This window comes from Cedecea davisae (genome assembly GCF_044095835.1).
In the GTDB taxonomy this organism is placed as follows: domain Bacteria; phylum Pseudomonadota; class Gammaproteobacteria; order Enterobacterales; family Enterobacteriaceae; genus Cedecea; species Cedecea davisae.
On sequence record NZ_CP172054.1, the window covers coordinates 3,029,309 to 3,043,301 of the forward strand.

The window sequence follows — 13,993 nt, forward strand, 5'->3', positions numbered from 1 at the left end:
CGCATACAATCAGGCCTCACGGCCTGAATATTAGACGCCCGCCTTCTGGGCCTGCCACTGCTCATGCAACGCTTCAAGCTGCTGGTTAACCTGCTTCCAGCGCGCCGACGAGCGCAGTTCCTGACGGGTAAACGAACCCTTATGATACAAACCTGTAACACGTTCCGCTTTGACCGGAGACAGGTTATCCAGCACGCTCACCGCTCCACTACGATTATTGCAGACGAGGATCATATCGCAACCCGCATCCAGTGAAGCCTGGCCACGTTCGGCGTAGCTGCCCATGATTGCCGCGCCTTCCATCGACAGATCGTCAGAGAAAATCACGCCGTTAAAGCCCAGTTCACCGCGCAATACCGTTTTCAGCCAGTATTCGGAGCCGCTGGCCGGGCGAGGGTCAGCCTCATCGTAAATAACGTGCGCGGGCATGATGGCATCCAGCTTATTTTCGCTAATCAGCGAAGCAAAAATGCTCATGTCATGGCGGCGAATTTCTTCCTGCGGGCGCGGGTCATGCGGCGTTTCTTTATGGGAGTCCGCCTTGACCGCTCCGTGCCCCGGGAAGTGTTTCCCGGTGGTTTTCATTCCTGCGGCATGCATGCCGTCGATAAAGCGGGTCGCCATCGCCAGCGCTTTGGCCGGATCTTCATGATAAGAACGCTCGCCGATTGCCGCGCTGATATGCCCGATATCCAGCACCGGCGCGAAGCTGATGTCGATATCCATGGCAATCATTTCGCTCGCCATCAGCCAGCCGGCTTCTTCCGCCAGCTTACCGCCCGCTTCCAGCCCGTGCAGCGCGGCAAAAGATTGTGCGGCAGGCAGGCGGGTAAAACCTTCCCGGAAACGCTGAACGCGGCCGCCTTCCTGATCGACGGCGACCACCAGACGGTTGCGCGAGGCTTCACGGATCTGACGAACCAGCTCGCGCAGCTGCTCCGGGTCATGGTAGTTGCGGGTAAACAGAATTAACCCACCCACCAGCGGGTGCTGCAATATTTCACGCTCTTCGGCATCCAGCTCAAAGCCAGCCACATCCAACATTACTGGGCCCACGATACTCTCTCCTGATGTTTCATCGCACGCAGCGCACGCCATGCGTCGTCTGCCAGCGTAATAAAGTGTTGTTGTCCGGTTTGCCGCCAGCGGCATTCATACCAGGACGCCATAAGCAACGCTATCCACGGCTGCCAGCGCGTAACCTGCTGGCGGAGCTTATCAACGTTAAGCGACGCCAATGCGGCATACTGCACCAGCAGCGCCTCGCCGTCGACGGGGTTAGCGGCCAGCACCGCCGCCAGCTCCAGGGCAATATCACCGTCACCGGCATATTCCCAGTCGATAAGCCCCGGCTGGCCGTCGCCCTGCCGTACCAGATTCCCGGCGTGGACATCCATATGCAATGGTGCCAGCCGCAGGGGACGCGGCTCTTTGGCTCGTTTGAGGCGCTTCAGCTCTCTCAGCCAGGCCAGCGTTCGCCTTTTGGGATCGCTCTCCTGCCAGTAAAACTCCAGCAGCGGCACCAGACTAATGCGCCAGCCAAACGGCGGCTGACGGTGAAGATAATACAATAAGCCGGTTAATTCCCTGAGCGGCGGCAGAGCCGGGGAAACTTCTCCTTCCAGCCAGCGCGTCAGCAGCCAGCCCTCTACCAGGCAATACGGCTTTGGCGCAATGCCAGCCGGTAGTCGTTTAAGCGCCCGGTAATGCCGTTGCAAAGACAGACCCGGCAGGCGCTGGGGAGATAGTTTCCTTGCCGTGAAATTACCCTGCTCCGTCACCAGACGGTAGCTGGTGCCGCTCAGCCCTTCGAGAGCAGAAAAACAACCGGCGGCCTGGGCCGCCGGAAGATATCGGGCAATAATGGCGTCCAGAGACGCCTTAGTTGGTTTGCTGAACAGCACCGCTACCCGACCAGATAATTTCCCCGGTTTGCACCAGCATCAGCTGCATTTTCAGGGTTGGCGTGTTCACATTGCCGCTGGCGTTGGTGTACAGCACGTACTGAGCGCCGGTGTTGCGCGCAATGCCGATAGCTTTGCTGCGGCTGCCGAGGCTGTCCTGCGGTGAAAGACCAAGCTGCTGTTTCGCCATGGAGAGCTGCTGGGCGGACACCAGAGTAAACTTGTTATTGTTGGCAAGCGCCCCGCGCAGCGCTTCGGTCGCGCCGCTGGTTTGCAGGCTGCCGTTGGTGCGGTTATTGACGCTGTCCACCAGCAGGACGCTGCCCGGCGTTACGCCGTCTGCCTGCAGCATTTTGCCCACCATCGGCTGGATGGAACTGCCCCAGTCGTAGGTGCGAACCTTAGGCTGCGCCGGGATCGTCGGCTGCGGCTGCTCAACAGGCCCTGGCTGCGTTGGCACCGTCGGCACGGTTGGTACAGTAGGTTCCGGCTGAGCTGGCTGCTCAACGCCTGGCTTAGCTTCTTCTACCGGCGCGGGCTGTTCGCCGCGGTTAATACACCCGGTAAGCACCAGCGCCACGACGGTGGCGGCCAGATAACGATGAAGTCCCCTAATCAAAATTCACTCCTTACAGAGAGAGAGAAAGACGCACTTTTTTAGCCCCCGGATACGCAGCCGTCGAGTGAACGACTAATGCTGACTGCGCCGGGAGGGTAACGGTTTGCACTTTTTCGAGCGGATGGATTTCCAGCCCTTTTGCGTCATACCAGTAGAAACGATAGTACAGCGTAACCGGCTTGTGCTGTTCATTATACAGCGAGGCCTCGGCAACGGTTGCGCCATCCTGACGTGAAATATCCGGTTTTTCGGCGCTAATCCCTGCGGCCAGAACTGCGGCTTCCATTACCAGCGTTTGATCGTTATTCACCGGGATCGCCGGGCGCGAGCTACAGCCCGCCATCAGCAACGTGGCTAACAGGCAAAGGAAAAAGCGCTGCATCGGATTAGCCCTTATGCGCCAGCATCGGCCCAAGCGGACGGCCGCCCAGCAGGTGCATATGGATATGATAGACTTCCTGCCCGCCGTGGCGGTTGCAGTTCATTATCAGGCGGTAGCCGTCCTCGGCAATCCCTTCCTGCTGCGCAATTTTGGCCGCTACGGTCATCATGCGCCCCAGCGCCAGCTCGTGTTCGGCTTTGACGTCGTTAGCGGTAGGAATAAGTACGTTCGGAATAATAAGAATATGGGTTGGAGCCTGAGGGGAGATATCGCGAAACGCGGTAACCAGCTCGTCCTGATAAACCACATCCGCCGGAATTTCACGACGAATAATTTTGCTGAAAATAGTTTCTTCGGCCATGACCTGTTCCTTGAAGGAGAAAACGGTGATGGGAGTATGAGCGAGGCGCTCAATTGACTCAACCTTCAGCGTGCTTTTCTTTAGTTAAGTGCTGGCCTTTAAAACAAAAAAGGGAGGCTTTCGCCTCCCCGAGGACCGCTGGCAAATCTTATATGAGAGAAGAAACACCAACGAGCATTGATTTGTAGGCAACAAAAAAGGGAGGCTTTCGCCTCCCTTATCGCTCCCCGAACAAACTTAGTTGTTACGGATCCACTCATCCATTTCGGTTTTCAGGTTATCGGACTTGGTGCCGAAAATAGCCTGAACGCCGGAACCTGCGACAACCACACCTGCTGCACCCAATTTCTTCAGGCCAGCCTGGTCGACTTTGGCAACGTCGGCCACGCTAACACGCAGACGGGTAATACAGGCGTCGAGGTTAGTGATGTTTTCTTTACCGCCGAAAGCGTTAACCAGAGCAGGAGCCATTTCGCTGGTCACGCCAGCGGTGCTTTCTGCGGTGGCGTCTTCACGACCCGGGGTTTTCAGATCCAGCGCCTTAATCAGTACGCGGAAAATGGTGTAGTACACAATCGCGTAGCAGATACCGACGATTGGGAACAGCCACAGCTTGCTGCTGTTACCGCTCAGCACGATGAAGTCAATCAAACCGTGTGAGAAGGAAGTCCCGTCACGCATACCCAGCAGAATACAGATTGGGAATGCCAGGCCAGCCAGAATCGCGTGGATAACGTACAGGATCGGCGCCACGAACATGAAGGAGAATTCGATTGGCTCGGTGATACCGGTCAGGAACGAAGTCAGCGCGGCGGAGATCATGATACCGCCCACTTTTGCACGGTTCTCTGGTTTAGCAGAGTGCCAGATTGCAATCGCAGCAGCCGGCAGGCCGTACATTTTGAACAGGAAGCCACCGGACAGTTTACCTGCGGTTGGGTCGCCTGCCATGTAGCGAGGGATATCACCGTGGAATACCTGGCCCGCAGAGTTGGTGAACTCACCAATCTGCATCTGGAATGGAACGTTCCAGATGTGGTGCAGACCAAACGGTACCAGGCAACGCTCGATGAAGCCATAGATACCGAATGCTACAACCGGGTTCTGGTAAGCAGCCCACTGGGAGAAGGTCTGGATAGCCGTCCCGATTGGTGGCCAGATGAAGGACAGCACGATACCGGTGAAGATAGCGGCCAGACCAGAAATGATAGGCACAAAGCGCTTACCGGCGAAGAAGCCCAGATACTCAGGCAGCTTGATGCGGTAGAAGCGGTTAAACATGTACGCTGCGATAGCACCGGAGATAATACCGCCGAGAACGCCGGTATCCGCCAGGTGTTTAGCGGCAATTTCTTCCGCAGGCAGGTGCAGTACCAGAGGCGCAACCACGGCCATGGTTTTCACCATGATGCCATAGGCAACGACCGAAGCCAGTGCGGAAACGCCGTCGTTGTTAGTGAAGCCCAGCGCAACACCGATAGCAAAGATCAGCGGCATGTTGGCGAAGACCGAACCGCCCGCCTCCGCCATAACGTGGGATACGACGACCGGCAGCCAGCTGAAGTTTGCAGACCCGACGCCCAGCAGGATACCTGCGATAGGCAGTACGGATACTGGCAGCATCAGCGATTTACCCACCTTTTGCAGGTTAGCAAATGCATTCTTAAACATAATTGAGAGTGCTCCTGAGTATTTGTGCTTTTTTTGTACGCATTTACGCATCGAACCGGGGGGAGAACCGGCTCATCAACAGGACATCTAAGTGCCCTTTTAATTATTACGAAGAGTAAAATAAATAACTAAAACTTTGTTTGACGGCTATCACGTTTCTCAGCCAGCCGAGCGAAAAACTTTCAGTAATTTACATAAAGCGTACACAAACAGTTCAAAAAGGGCGTACACCGCCCCTTTTGTGGCGGTGCACTTTACTCGCTTCGTGTATTAATTACGAGCTTTAAAATAACTATGGATTTCAGAGAGATTGCAGGCGGGACAAGGGAATATGGAACAAATCAGCAAAGTTTTGCGTGGTCGTTGACGCCAGTTCTTCCAGCGAAACGCCCTTTAAAACGGCCATGTACTCGGCAACGTCGCGCGTCATTCCAGGCTGGTTTTCCTTGCCGCGATGCGGAACCGGCGCGAGATACGGCGAGTCGGTTTCCACCAGCATTCTGTCCAGCGGCACGTAACGAGCCGCATCGCGCAGTTGCTCAGCATTACGGAAGGTCACGATGCCGGAGAACGAAATATAAAACCCCATATCCAGCAGTTTGCCCGCAGTTTCTCTGTCTTCCGTGAAACAGTGTAGTACCCCACCGCACTCTGTCACTTTTTCTTCCTGCAGGATGGCGAGCGTGTCGGCGCGCGCATCGCGGGTATGGACGATAACCGGCTTGTTCAGCTCGCGGCCAATGCGGATGTGGTTGCGGAAAGACTCCTGCTGGCGCTCTTTAGTTTCCGGCGTATAAAAATAGTCCAGCCCGGTTTCACCCATCGCCACAACGCCGGGTTCTGCGGCCAGGCGGCGCAGCTCTTCTACGTTATATTCTTCATCCTGGTTAAGCGGATGCACGCCGCAGGAGAAAGCCACGTTGTCGCGCTCCCCAACCAGTTCGCGCATGCCGCGATAGCCGTCAAGCGTGGTCGCTACGGCGAGGAAAAATTTAACATCCCGCGCGGCGGCCTTTTCCAGAACGTCATCAACGTTTTTGTGCAGGGTTTGATAGTCGAGGCCATCGAGATGGCAGTGTGAGTCAACCAGGAACATAGCAATACTCTTAGAGATGATGTGAGGGGAGCATCGCGCCGGGACGAGACCGGCGCTCCCAAGTAAGAAGACTTTCGGTGAGCAGCAGCTCGCGGTTAACGCCTACCACGTTAAGCAACGCTTCGCGGCAGGTAAACCAGTGGTGCAGCACGCTTTGTAAGACCGCAGGCGAATGCCGCGATGCCAGAGCCGCCACCAGCGGCTGCATATCGACATTGGTGAGCCAGTCTCCGGCTCCCTGCTGCCATTTCAGGGCATCAACTAGCAGGGCGCAAAGCCAGTGAACGCGGCGGGAGGCATCCTCATGGTTGAGCGCGGGCAGCAGCGCAAGCAGATTACCGGCGGCACCGGCCTGGCCCAGCTTATCGCACAGCTGTTGGCGAAGTTTCCATTGCTCGGGCTGTAACAGCTCGAGAGCCGCTGCGGGCGCCCCGGAACTAAGCCGCAGGGCCGCCTGAAGTTGAGCCTGGCCCTGACTCGTTTCCCGCGCCAGCCAGGCCAGAGCAAAGCTCTCGTCCGGGGGCGCAAGGTGCCAGTAGAGACAGCGGCTACGCAGCGTGGCAGGCAGATGGGCCGGTTCGCGGCTGCTGAGGAAAAACCAGGTGTTAGCCGGGGGTTCTTCAAGGGTTTTCAGCAGGGCGTTGGCGGCGGCCTCGGTCAGCATGTCAGCATCTTTTAGCCAGACAACCTTCGCCCCGCCCTGCTGCGCATGGGTATAAAGCTTTTCGGTTATCTCACGAACCGCATCGACACCCAGGCTTGATTTCCCTTTTTCTACCTGCAGGGTGTAGCTGTCCGGGTGCGTTCCGGCCTGCATCAGCTGGCAACTGTGGCAACGCCCGCAGCTTTTGCTGCCTTCCGGGGTCTGGCACATCAGCCAGCGGCAGATTGCGTAAACCAGGGCGTCATCGCCAAGGCCTGGCAAAGCGTGAACCATGAGGGCATGATGTCCGCGGCCTGCCTGATACTGGCCGATTAGCTGCTCAAAAGCGCCGCGTAGCCACGGATACCATTTCACTCTGCCTGCTCCCGATACCAGCTCAGTACCGCTTCACGTACCGCAAGGGAGACATCATCCAGCGGGCGAGTGGCGTCGATGGTTTTAATCCGAGAATCGCTGCCCGCCAGCTCAAGATAACGGGCGCGGGTGCGGTTGAAGAAGTCGATAGACTCCTGTTCGATGCGATCCAGCTCGCCGCGGGCGCGGGCGCGGGTCAGCCCGACTTCCGGGGTCACGTCGAGATAAATAGTCAGGTCGGGGTAAAAGTCTCCCAGCACCGTGTTGCGCAGCGCCATCAGCAGACTTTGGTCGATTTGACGGCCGCCGCCCTGATAAGCCTGGGTAGACAGGTCATGCCTGTCGCCAATCACCCAGCTTCCACGAGCCAGGGCGGGCTTGATAACCGTCTCTACCAGCTGGATGCGGGCGGCGTAAAACATCAGCACCTCGGCCTTGTCGGTAACCTTTTCATCACCGATACCGGCGTTATTGAGCGTCAGCTCGCGCAGGCGTTCGGCCAGCGGCGTGCCGCCCGGCTCGCGGGTGAAGGTAAGGTCGCTGATACCAAGCTCTTTTAAGGTCGCCACCACAACGTTATGGGCGTTGGTTTTACCCGCTCCTTCAAGCCCTTCGATGACGATAAATTTACTGTCCATTCTTATCCTTGAGTGCTTTGATATAAACCTGCACCGCCTTGTTATGGCTGGCGAGATTGGTGCTAAAAGTGTGCCCGCCTTTACCGTCGGCAACAAAATAAAGGTACGGCGTTTTAGCCGGGTGCGCGGCGGCCTGAAGCGAAGCCTCGCTCGGGATAGCAATAGGCCCCGGCGGCATGCCGCTAATCACATAAGTATTGTATGGCGTCGGCGTTTCCAGATCTTTGCGCGTCAGCTTACCATTATAACTTTCTCCCATCCCGTAGATAACGGTTGGGTCGGTTTGCAGGCGCATGCCGATCCGCAGGCGGTTGATAAATACCGAAGCAACCTGGTCGCGCTCGCTGGCCACCGCGGTCTCTTTTTCAATGATCGAAGCCATGGTGACCAGATCGTTTTCGGTTTTATACGGCAGGCTGTCGATCTTACTCTCCCAGGCCTGCGCCACCGCTTTTACCATTTTTTGATGTACGCGTTTGAGCAGCGCCACATCGGTCGTGTTGGCGGTGTACATCCACGTATCAGGGTAGAACCAGCCTTCCACCCACTCGGGGTGCTCAAACTTCAGCGTTTCAGCCACCGTGGCATAGCTGTCGTCTTTCAGAGTGTGCTGGACGAATGGTGCCTCGCGCAGCTGTTCCAGCAGGTCGCTCAGGCGCATCCCCTCAACGAGACGCAGCGGGAATTGCGCTTCTTTGCCGCTGGCAAGCAGCTCCAGCATATCGCTGACCGTCATCCCCGGCGTAAAGCGGTAAGTCCCGGCCTTAAATTTCGCCAGCTCGGGCTTCACGCGCAGCAGCCACTGGAAGACTCGCGGGCGGGTGATGAGCTTCTCGTCGTAAAGCTGGGTTCCCAGCGCCAGGCGCCCGGTGCCCTGTTTCAGGGTGAATATAGTTTCCTGTTTAATCGGCAGCGGTGTTTTCGCCAGCTGGCTGACCTTCCACACGCCTGCCCCGGCCGCAACGCCCAGAACAATCAGCAAAACAAGAAAGAAACGAAACATCTTTTTCATCGGTAATCGGCTACTCACAAAGTGGGGCTAAAAAATGATAAAGCTCGCGTGATGTATAGTGCCAGGCTTCGGCCTGGTTCACCGGAATAACCGGCATCAACGCATTACAAATAATAATTTCATCCGCATCGGCCAGGGTTTCCGGCGCTTCAATAACTTGCTGAAGTTGCCAGGGTGAACCCTCGAGCAGCGAAATAATGCGCTGCCGCATCGTGCCGTTGACGCCCGCCCTGTCGATACGCGGCGTGTAGACATTGCTGCCTTTACGCCAGAATAAATTAGCCGCACAGCATTCCACCAGGCTCCCTTCGCTGTCAAGAACCAGGGCTTCCTGAGCGTCCGTCTGTTCAAGATGCGTGCGGATTAATACCTGCTCAAGGCGATTAAGGTGCTTAATACCGGCAAGCGTCGGGTTCAGCCCCAGCCGCACGGGGCTAAGCGCAAGGGTGACACCCTGCTCGCGCCAGGCAAGGTAAAAATCAGGATAAGGCGAAACGGAAAGTATACGCGTTGGCTGGGTACAATTTGCGGCACTGTAGCCGCGCCCACCCGCGCCGCGAGAGATAATGACTTTAAGAACCGCTTTCTTCTCGGCCGCGGCCAGCTGTTTCATCTCATCCGCAAGCAGCTGCCAGTCCAGCGGACCAATCATCAACGTCTCGCAGCCCTGCCGCAGTCTACGCAGATGATCTTCCAGAAAACGAACGCCGCCGTCGGTAATGCAGGCCGTGGTAAAGCAGCCGTCGCCAAACTGAACCGCCCGGTCGTTTACCGGCAGCGCGTCCTGCCATTGACCATTGATAAGGTACATAGGGATTCCTCGGGATGCGGATGATTAAGGTTGCCAGAGGGATGAGCGTGCGACAAGAGGGGAATTCTGAACAACAAAATGGCCCGCAAGCGGGCCATTTTTAAGCGACGGTCAGACCTTTTTGAAGATCAGAGAACCGTTAGTGCCACCAAAACCGAAGGAGTTACACAGCGTGTATTCCATACCGCTAACCTGACGAGCTTCGTGTGGAACAAAGTCCAGGTCGCAGCCTTCATCCGGGTTATCGAGGTTGATGGTTGGCGGTACCGCCTGGTCGCGCAGAGCAAGGATAGAGTAAATTGACTCTACCGCGCCCGCCGCGCCCAACAGGTGGCCGGTCATCGATTTGGTAGAGCTGACCAGCACGCGGCCAGCATCTGCACCAAAGATAGACTTAACCGCCTGAGTTTCGGCTTTGTCGCCAGCAGGTGTTGAGGTTCCGTGGGCGTTGACGTAGCCAACCTGCCCTGCGGAGATCCCGGCATCACGCAGCGCGTTTTCCATCGCCAGCGCGGCACCTGCACCGTTTTCCGGCGGAGAAGTCATATGGTAGGCATCGCTGCTCATACCAAAACCGACCACTTCCGCATAAATTTTCGCACCGCGTTTCTTAGCGTGCTCATACTCTTCCAGCACGATAACGCCTGCGCCGTCGCCGAGTACGAAACCGTCACGATCTTTATCCCACGGGCGGCTTGCCGCTTGCGGGTTATCATTACGGGTAGACAGCGCGCGAGCTGCACCGAAGCCACCAACGCCCAGCGGGCTACTGGCTTTTTCAGCGCCACCGGCCAGCATCGCATCAGCATCACCGTAGGCGATAATGCGAGCAGCATGACCAATGTTATGCACACCGGAGGTACAAGCGGTGGCAATGGAAATACTCGGACCACGCAGCCCCAGCATAATGGTCAGGTGACCTGCCACCATGTTGACGATGGTTGAGGGTACGAAGAACGGGCTGATCTTACGAGGGCCACCGTTAACTAACGACGCGTGGTTTTCTTCAATAAGAGTCAGGCCACCAATACCAGAGCCGATAGCAGCGCCGATACGAGTCGCATTTTCTTCCGTTACTTCCAGACCAGAATCCTGCATGGCCTGAACGCCAGCAACAATTCCATATTGAATGAATTCATCCATCTTGCGCTGATCTTTGCGCGAGATAATGTCTTCACAGTTAAAATCCTTTACTAAGCCAGCAAATTTCGTTGCATAGGCGCTAGTATCGAAATGGTCGATCAGGCTGATGCCACTCTGACCGGCAAGGAGAGCTTTCCAGGTAGACTCTACGGTATTGCCGACAGGAGACAACATGCCCAGTCCGGTCACAACTACACGACGCTTAGACACGTTTGTCCTCCAGGGAGGGAAAATATACTAGTGGGACAATTCAGATAAAACTCAGGCGGTCGAATGACCGCCTGGAGATGTTCACTTACGCCTGGTGACCGTTGATGTAATCAATGGCAGCCTGAACGGTAGTAATTTTCTCAGCTTCTTCGTCCGGAATCTCAGTATCAAACTCTTCTTCCAGAGCCATTACCAGCTCAACGGTGTCAAGAGAATCAGCGCCCAGGTCCTCAACGAAGGAAGCGGAGTTGGTAACTTCTTCCTGCTTAACGCCCAGTTGTTCGCCAATGATTTTCTTAACGCGTTCTTCGATAGTGCTCATACTCTTAAATTTCCTATCAAAACTCGCTTTCGCGATGGTTTTCGTAGTGTATAAAATGTTGAAAAAGATGCAACCAAATCCCGGCAGGTCTTACCACGATTTTACGCTATTTTGCGGGCATTCGCCCAAATAACGCAAATATTTTTCACCGTGATTAAACCATGTACATTCCGCCGTTGACGTGCAGGGTCTCACCAGAGATGTACCCGGCTTCGTCAGAGGCTAAGAATGCTACAGCACTGGCAATTTCTTTTGCGTCGCCTAAGCGACCCGCAGGAACCTGTGCCAGAATACCCGCACGCTGTTCATCAGAGAGCGCACGCGTCATGTCCGTTTCAATAAAGCCCGGAGCAACAACGTTTACAGTAATACCACGCGACGCAACTTCGCGCGCCAGTGATTTACTGAAGCCAATCAAACCAGCCTTCGCCGCAGCGTAGTTAGCCTGACCAGCATTTCCCATGGTACCAACCACAGAACCGATAGTGATAATACGCCCATGACGCTTTTTCATCATAGCTCGCATTACCGCTTTTGACAGACGGAAAACAGATGACAGGTTGGTTTCGATAATATCGTTCCACTCGTCATCTTTCATGCGCATCAGCAAGTTATCACGAGTGATCCCGGCATTGTTGACCAGAATGTCCACTTCGCCAAACTCTGCACGAATGCTGCCGAGCACCGAGTCGATAGAAGCCGAGTCGGTCACGTTGAGCATGAAACCTTTACCGTTCGCGCCCAGATAGTCACTGATAGCCTGCGCGCCGCTTTCGCTGGTCGCAGTACCGATAACTTTTGCGCCGCGAGCCACTAAGGTCTCAGCGATAGCGCGGCCGATACCGCGGCTTGCGCCGGTTACCAGCGCAATTTTTCCTTCAAAACTCATGGTCTTCCTCGTTTTATTGTTCAAGCGCCGCTGACAGCGTAGCCGGCTCGTTAATCGCCGTCGCCGTCATGGTGTCAACAATGCGCTTAGTCAGGCCGGTCAGCACTTTACCCGGGCCGACTTCCAGCAGCTGGGATACGCCCTGCGCCGCCATAAATTCTACTGACTTCGTCCACTGCACCGGGCTGTAGAGCTGGCGAACCAGCGCGCTACGGATAGCTTCCGGCGAAGTTTCACATTTTACATCGACGTTGTTTACTACCGGAACTGTCGGTGCATTAAACGTAATCTCTTCCAGCGCAACCGCCAGTTTGTCGGCAGCAGGCTTCATCAGCGCGCAGTGAGACGGCACGCTAACCGGCAGCGGCAGAGCACGTTTCGCGCCCGCGGCTTTACAGGCAGCACCCGCACGCTCTACGGCTTCTTTATTACCGGCAATCACAACCTGACCAGGCGAGTTAAAGTTCACCGGAGAAACAACCTGCCCCTGCGCCGCTTCTTCACACGCTTTCGCGATGGAGGCGTCGTCAAGACCGATAATGGCGGACATAGCGCCGGTGCCTTCAGGCACGGCATCCTGCATCAGTTTACCGCGCAGTTCGACCAGGCGAACGGCATCGGCGAAATTAATCACACCGGCACACACCAGCGCGGAGTATTCACCCAGGCTATGGCCCGCCAGCAGAACAGGGCTTTTACCACCCTTCTGCTGCCACAGACGCCATAAGGCAACTGAAGCGGTCAGCAGCGCAGGCTGAGTCTGCCAGGTTTTGTTCAGCTCTTCGGCCGGGCCCTGCTGAGCCAACGCCCACAGGTCATAGCCCAGCGCGTCGGAAGCTTCGCGGAAAGTAGCTTCAATCACCGGATTAGCGGCGGCAAGTTCAGCCAGCATGCCAACAGACTGGGAGCCTTGTCCCGGGAAAACAAAAGCGAATTGCGTCATGTTGAAAATTCCTTTAATCAAAAACGAACCAGAGCTGAACCCCAGGTAAAGCCGCCGCCGAACGCCTCAAGCAGTACCAGTTGGCCACGCTTGATACGACCGTCACGCACTGCTTCATCCAGCGCGGCCGGAACCGACGCGGCAGAGGTGTTGCCGTGTCTGTCCAGGGTAACCACCACGTTATCCATCGGCATACCGAGCTTTTTCGCGGTTGCGCTGATGATACGCAGGTTAGCCTGGTGCGGCACCAGCCAGTCGAGGGCTGAGCGATCGAGATTGTTCGCTTCCAGGGTTTCGTCAACAATGTGAGCCAGTTCGGTCACCGCGACTTTAAAGACTTCATTACCGGCCATCGTCAGGTGAATTGAATTCTCAGGATTCACGCGATCGGCATTCGGCAGAGTCAGCAGCTCACCATAACTCCCGTCCGCATGCAGATGGGTAGAGATGATGCCCTGCTCTTCGGACGCGCCCAGTACCACAGCACCGGCCCCGTCACCAAAAATAATAATTGTGCCGCGATCGGTCGGATCGCAGGTGCGCGCCAGCACGTCAGCGCCGATCACCAGCGCATTTTTTACCGCGCCAGATTTAACATACTGATCGGCAACGCTCAGCGCGTAGGTAAAGCCCGCGCAGGCAGCGGCTACGTCAAATGCCGGGCAGCCTTTAATGCCCAGCATCGCCTGAATCTGGCAGGCCGCGCTCGGGAAAGCATGCGTCGACGAAGTCGTGGCAACGACGATTAAGCCGATGTCATTTTTATCAATGCCGGCCATTTCAAGCGCACGGGTAGCGGCTGCGTAACCCATGGTTGACACGGTTTCATCAGGCCCGGCGATATGGCGCTCACGGATACCGGTACGGGTGACGATCCACTCGTCAGAGGTATCCACCATTTTTTCAAGGTCAGCGTTAGTACGCACTTGTTCAGGCAGGTAGCTGCCGGTACCAATAATCTTCGTATGCATTTA

16 protein-coding genes are annotated in these 13,993 nt (G+C 56.1%); all 16 read right to left on the reverse strand.

Annotated elements, in window-relative coordinates; genetic code table 11:
* Positions 1–30: 30 nt before the first annotated feature.
* The 16 genes from nagZ to ACG1VR_RS14575 all read right to left on the reverse strand — a co-directional run bounded on the left by nagZ (position 31) and on the right by ACG1VR_RS14575 (position 13,990).
* A complete protein-coding gene (gene nagZ, locus ACG1VR_RS14500) occupies positions 31–1,056 on the reverse strand; it encodes a beta-N-acetylhexosaminidase (protein WP_039898089.1) in 1,026 nt (341 codons plus the stop codon).
* Positions 1,044–1,904 carry a thiamine kinase gene (gene thiK / locus ACG1VR_RS14505; protein ID WP_395489158.1) on the reverse strand — a complete coding sequence of 287 codons (861 nt, stop codon included), beginning with the start codon at positions 1,902–1,904 and terminating at the stop codon, positions 1,044–1,046. Before thiK ends, nagZ begins: the two co-directional genes overlap by 13 nt.
* On the reverse strand, positions 1,882–2,523 hold the full coding sequence (gene lpoB / locus ACG1VR_RS14510; RefSeq protein ID WP_395489159.1) for a penicillin-binding protein activator LpoB: 642 nt from the start codon (positions 2,521–2,523) through the stop codon (positions 1,882–1,884). Before lpoB ends, thiK begins: the two co-directional genes overlap by 23 nt.
* A gap of 10 nt (positions 2,524–2,533) precedes the next feature.
* Positions 2,534–2,905 (reverse strand): YcfL family protein, encoded by a 372-nt coding sequence (locus ACG1VR_RS14515; protein WP_016535871.1) that lies wholly within the window; start codon positions 2,903–2,905, stop codon positions 2,534–2,536.
* A gap of 4 nt (positions 2,906–2,909) precedes the next feature.
* The gene (gene hinT, locus ACG1VR_RS14520; RefSeq protein ID WP_172567827.1) at positions 2,910–3,266 is read right to left on the reverse strand and encodes a purine nucleoside phosphoramidase; all 357 of its coding nucleotides are present in this window, start codon (positions 3,264–3,266) and stop codon (positions 2,910–2,912) included.
* A gap of 237 nt (positions 3,267–3,503) precedes the next feature.
* On the reverse strand, positions 3,504–4,937 hold the full coding sequence (gene ptsG / locus ACG1VR_RS14525) for a PTS glucose transporter subunit IIBC (RefSeq protein WP_016535868.1): 1,434 nt from the start codon (positions 4,935–4,937) through the stop codon (positions 3,504–3,506).
* A 301-nt stretch (positions 4,938–5,238) separates the two neighbouring features.
* On the reverse strand, positions 5,239–6,033 hold the full coding sequence (locus ACG1VR_RS14530) for a metal-dependent hydrolase (RefSeq protein ID WP_395489160.1): 795 nt from the start codon (positions 6,031–6,033) through the stop codon (positions 5,239–5,241).
* A 10-nt stretch (positions 6,034–6,043) separates the two neighbouring features.
* Positions 6,044–7,051, reverse strand: a complete 1,008-nt coding sequence (holB, locus tag ACG1VR_RS14535; RefSeq protein ID WP_395489161.1) for a DNA polymerase III subunit delta' — start codon at positions 7,049–7,051, stop codon at positions 6,044–6,046.
* Entirely contained in the window at positions 7,048–7,689 is a 642-nt protein-coding gene (tmk, locus tag ACG1VR_RS14540) for a dTMP kinase (protein ID WP_172567830.1), read from the reverse strand. The genes holB and tmk overlap by 4 nt, the downstream gene beginning before the upstream one ends.
* The gene (gene yceG / locus ACG1VR_RS14545; RefSeq protein ID WP_395489162.1) at positions 7,679–8,701 is read right to left on the reverse strand and encodes a cell division protein YceG; all 1,023 of its coding nucleotides are present in this window, start codon (positions 8,699–8,701) and stop codon (positions 7,679–7,681) included. The genes tmk and yceG overlap by 11 nt, the downstream gene beginning before the upstream one ends.
* 10 nt (positions 8,702–8,711) lie before the next feature.
* Positions 8,712–9,512 carry an aminodeoxychorismate lyase gene (gene pabC, locus ACG1VR_RS14550; protein WP_395489163.1) on the reverse strand — a complete coding sequence of 267 codons (801 nt, stop codon included), beginning with the start codon at positions 9,510–9,512 and terminating at the stop codon, positions 8,712–8,714.
* A gap of 111 nt (positions 9,513–9,623) precedes the next feature.
* A complete protein-coding gene (gene fabF / locus ACG1VR_RS14555) occupies positions 9,624–10,865 on the reverse strand; it encodes a beta-ketoacyl-ACP synthase II (protein WP_039898088.1) in 1,242 nt (413 codons plus the stop codon).
* An 85-nt stretch (positions 10,866–10,950) separates the two neighbouring features.
* Positions 10,951–11,187: an acyl carrier protein gene (gene acpP / locus ACG1VR_RS14560; RefSeq protein WP_016535861.1), complete on the reverse strand. Its 237-nt coding sequence runs from the start codon at positions 11,185–11,187 to the stop codon at positions 10,951–10,953.
* 154 nt (positions 11,188–11,341) lie between these two features.
* Positions 11,342–12,076 (reverse strand): 3-oxoacyl-ACP reductase FabG, encoded by a 735-nt coding sequence (fabG, locus tag ACG1VR_RS14565; RefSeq protein WP_016535860.1) that lies wholly within the window; start codon positions 12,074–12,076, stop codon positions 11,342–11,344.
* Between the two features lie 13 nt (positions 12,077–12,089).
* Entirely contained in the window at positions 12,090–13,019 is a 930-nt protein-coding gene (fabD, locus tag ACG1VR_RS14570; RefSeq protein ID WP_039898087.1) for an ACP S-malonyltransferase, read from the reverse strand.
* A gap of 17 nt (positions 13,020–13,036) precedes the next feature.
* A complete protein-coding gene (locus ACG1VR_RS14575; protein ID WP_016535858.1) occupies positions 13,037–13,990 on the reverse strand; it encodes a beta-ketoacyl-ACP synthase III in 954 nt (317 codons plus the stop codon).
* Between the last annotated feature and the right edge of the window lie 3 nt (positions 13,991–13,993).

What these genes read in the sequence shown, in the direction of transcription:
- ACG1VR_RS14515 (WP_016535871.1), bottom strand. Translation starts at nt 2,905, where the DNA reads ATGCAGCGCTTTTTCCTTTGCCTGTTAGCCACGTTGCTGATGGCGGGC.
- hinT (WP_172567827.1), bottom strand. Translation starts at nt 3,266, where the DNA reads ATGGCCGAAGAAACTATTTTCAGCAAAATTATTCGTCGTGAAATTCCG.
- ptsG (WP_016535868.1), bottom strand. Translation starts at nt 4,937, where the DNA reads ATGTTTAAGAATGCATTTGCTAACCTGCAAAAGGTGGGTAAATCGCTG.
- ACG1VR_RS14530 (WP_395489160.1), bottom strand. Translation starts at nt 6,033, where the DNA reads ATGTTCCTGGTTGACTCACACTGCCATCTCGATGGCCTCGACTATCAA.
- tmk (WP_172567830.1), bottom strand. Translation starts at nt 7,689, where the DNA reads ATGGACAGTAAATTTATCGTCATCGAAGGGCTTGAAGGAGCGGGTAAA.
- yceG (WP_395489162.1), bottom strand. Translation starts at nt 8,701, where the DNA reads ATGAAAAAGATGTTTCGTTTCTTTCTTGTTTTGCTGATTGTTCTGGGC.
- pabC (WP_395489163.1), bottom strand. Translation starts at nt 9,512, where the DNA reads ATGTACCTTATCAATGGTCAATGGCAGGACGCGCTGCCGGTAAACGAC.
- acpP (WP_016535861.1), bottom strand. Translation starts at nt 11,187, where the DNA reads ATGAGCACTATCGAAGAACGCGTTAAGAAAATCATTGGCGAACAACTG.
- fabG (WP_016535860.1), bottom strand. Translation starts at nt 12,076, where the DNA reads ATGAGTTTTGAAGGAAAAATTGCGCTGGTAACCGGCGCAAGCCGCGGT.
- fabD (WP_039898087.1), bottom strand. Translation starts at nt 13,019, where the DNA reads ATGACGCAATTCGCTTTTGTTTTCCCGGGACAAGGCTCCCAGTCTGTT.
- ACG1VR_RS14575 (WP_016535858.1), bottom strand. Translation starts at nt 13,990, where the DNA reads ATGCATACGAAGATTATTGGTACCGGCAGCTACCTGCCTGAACAAGTG.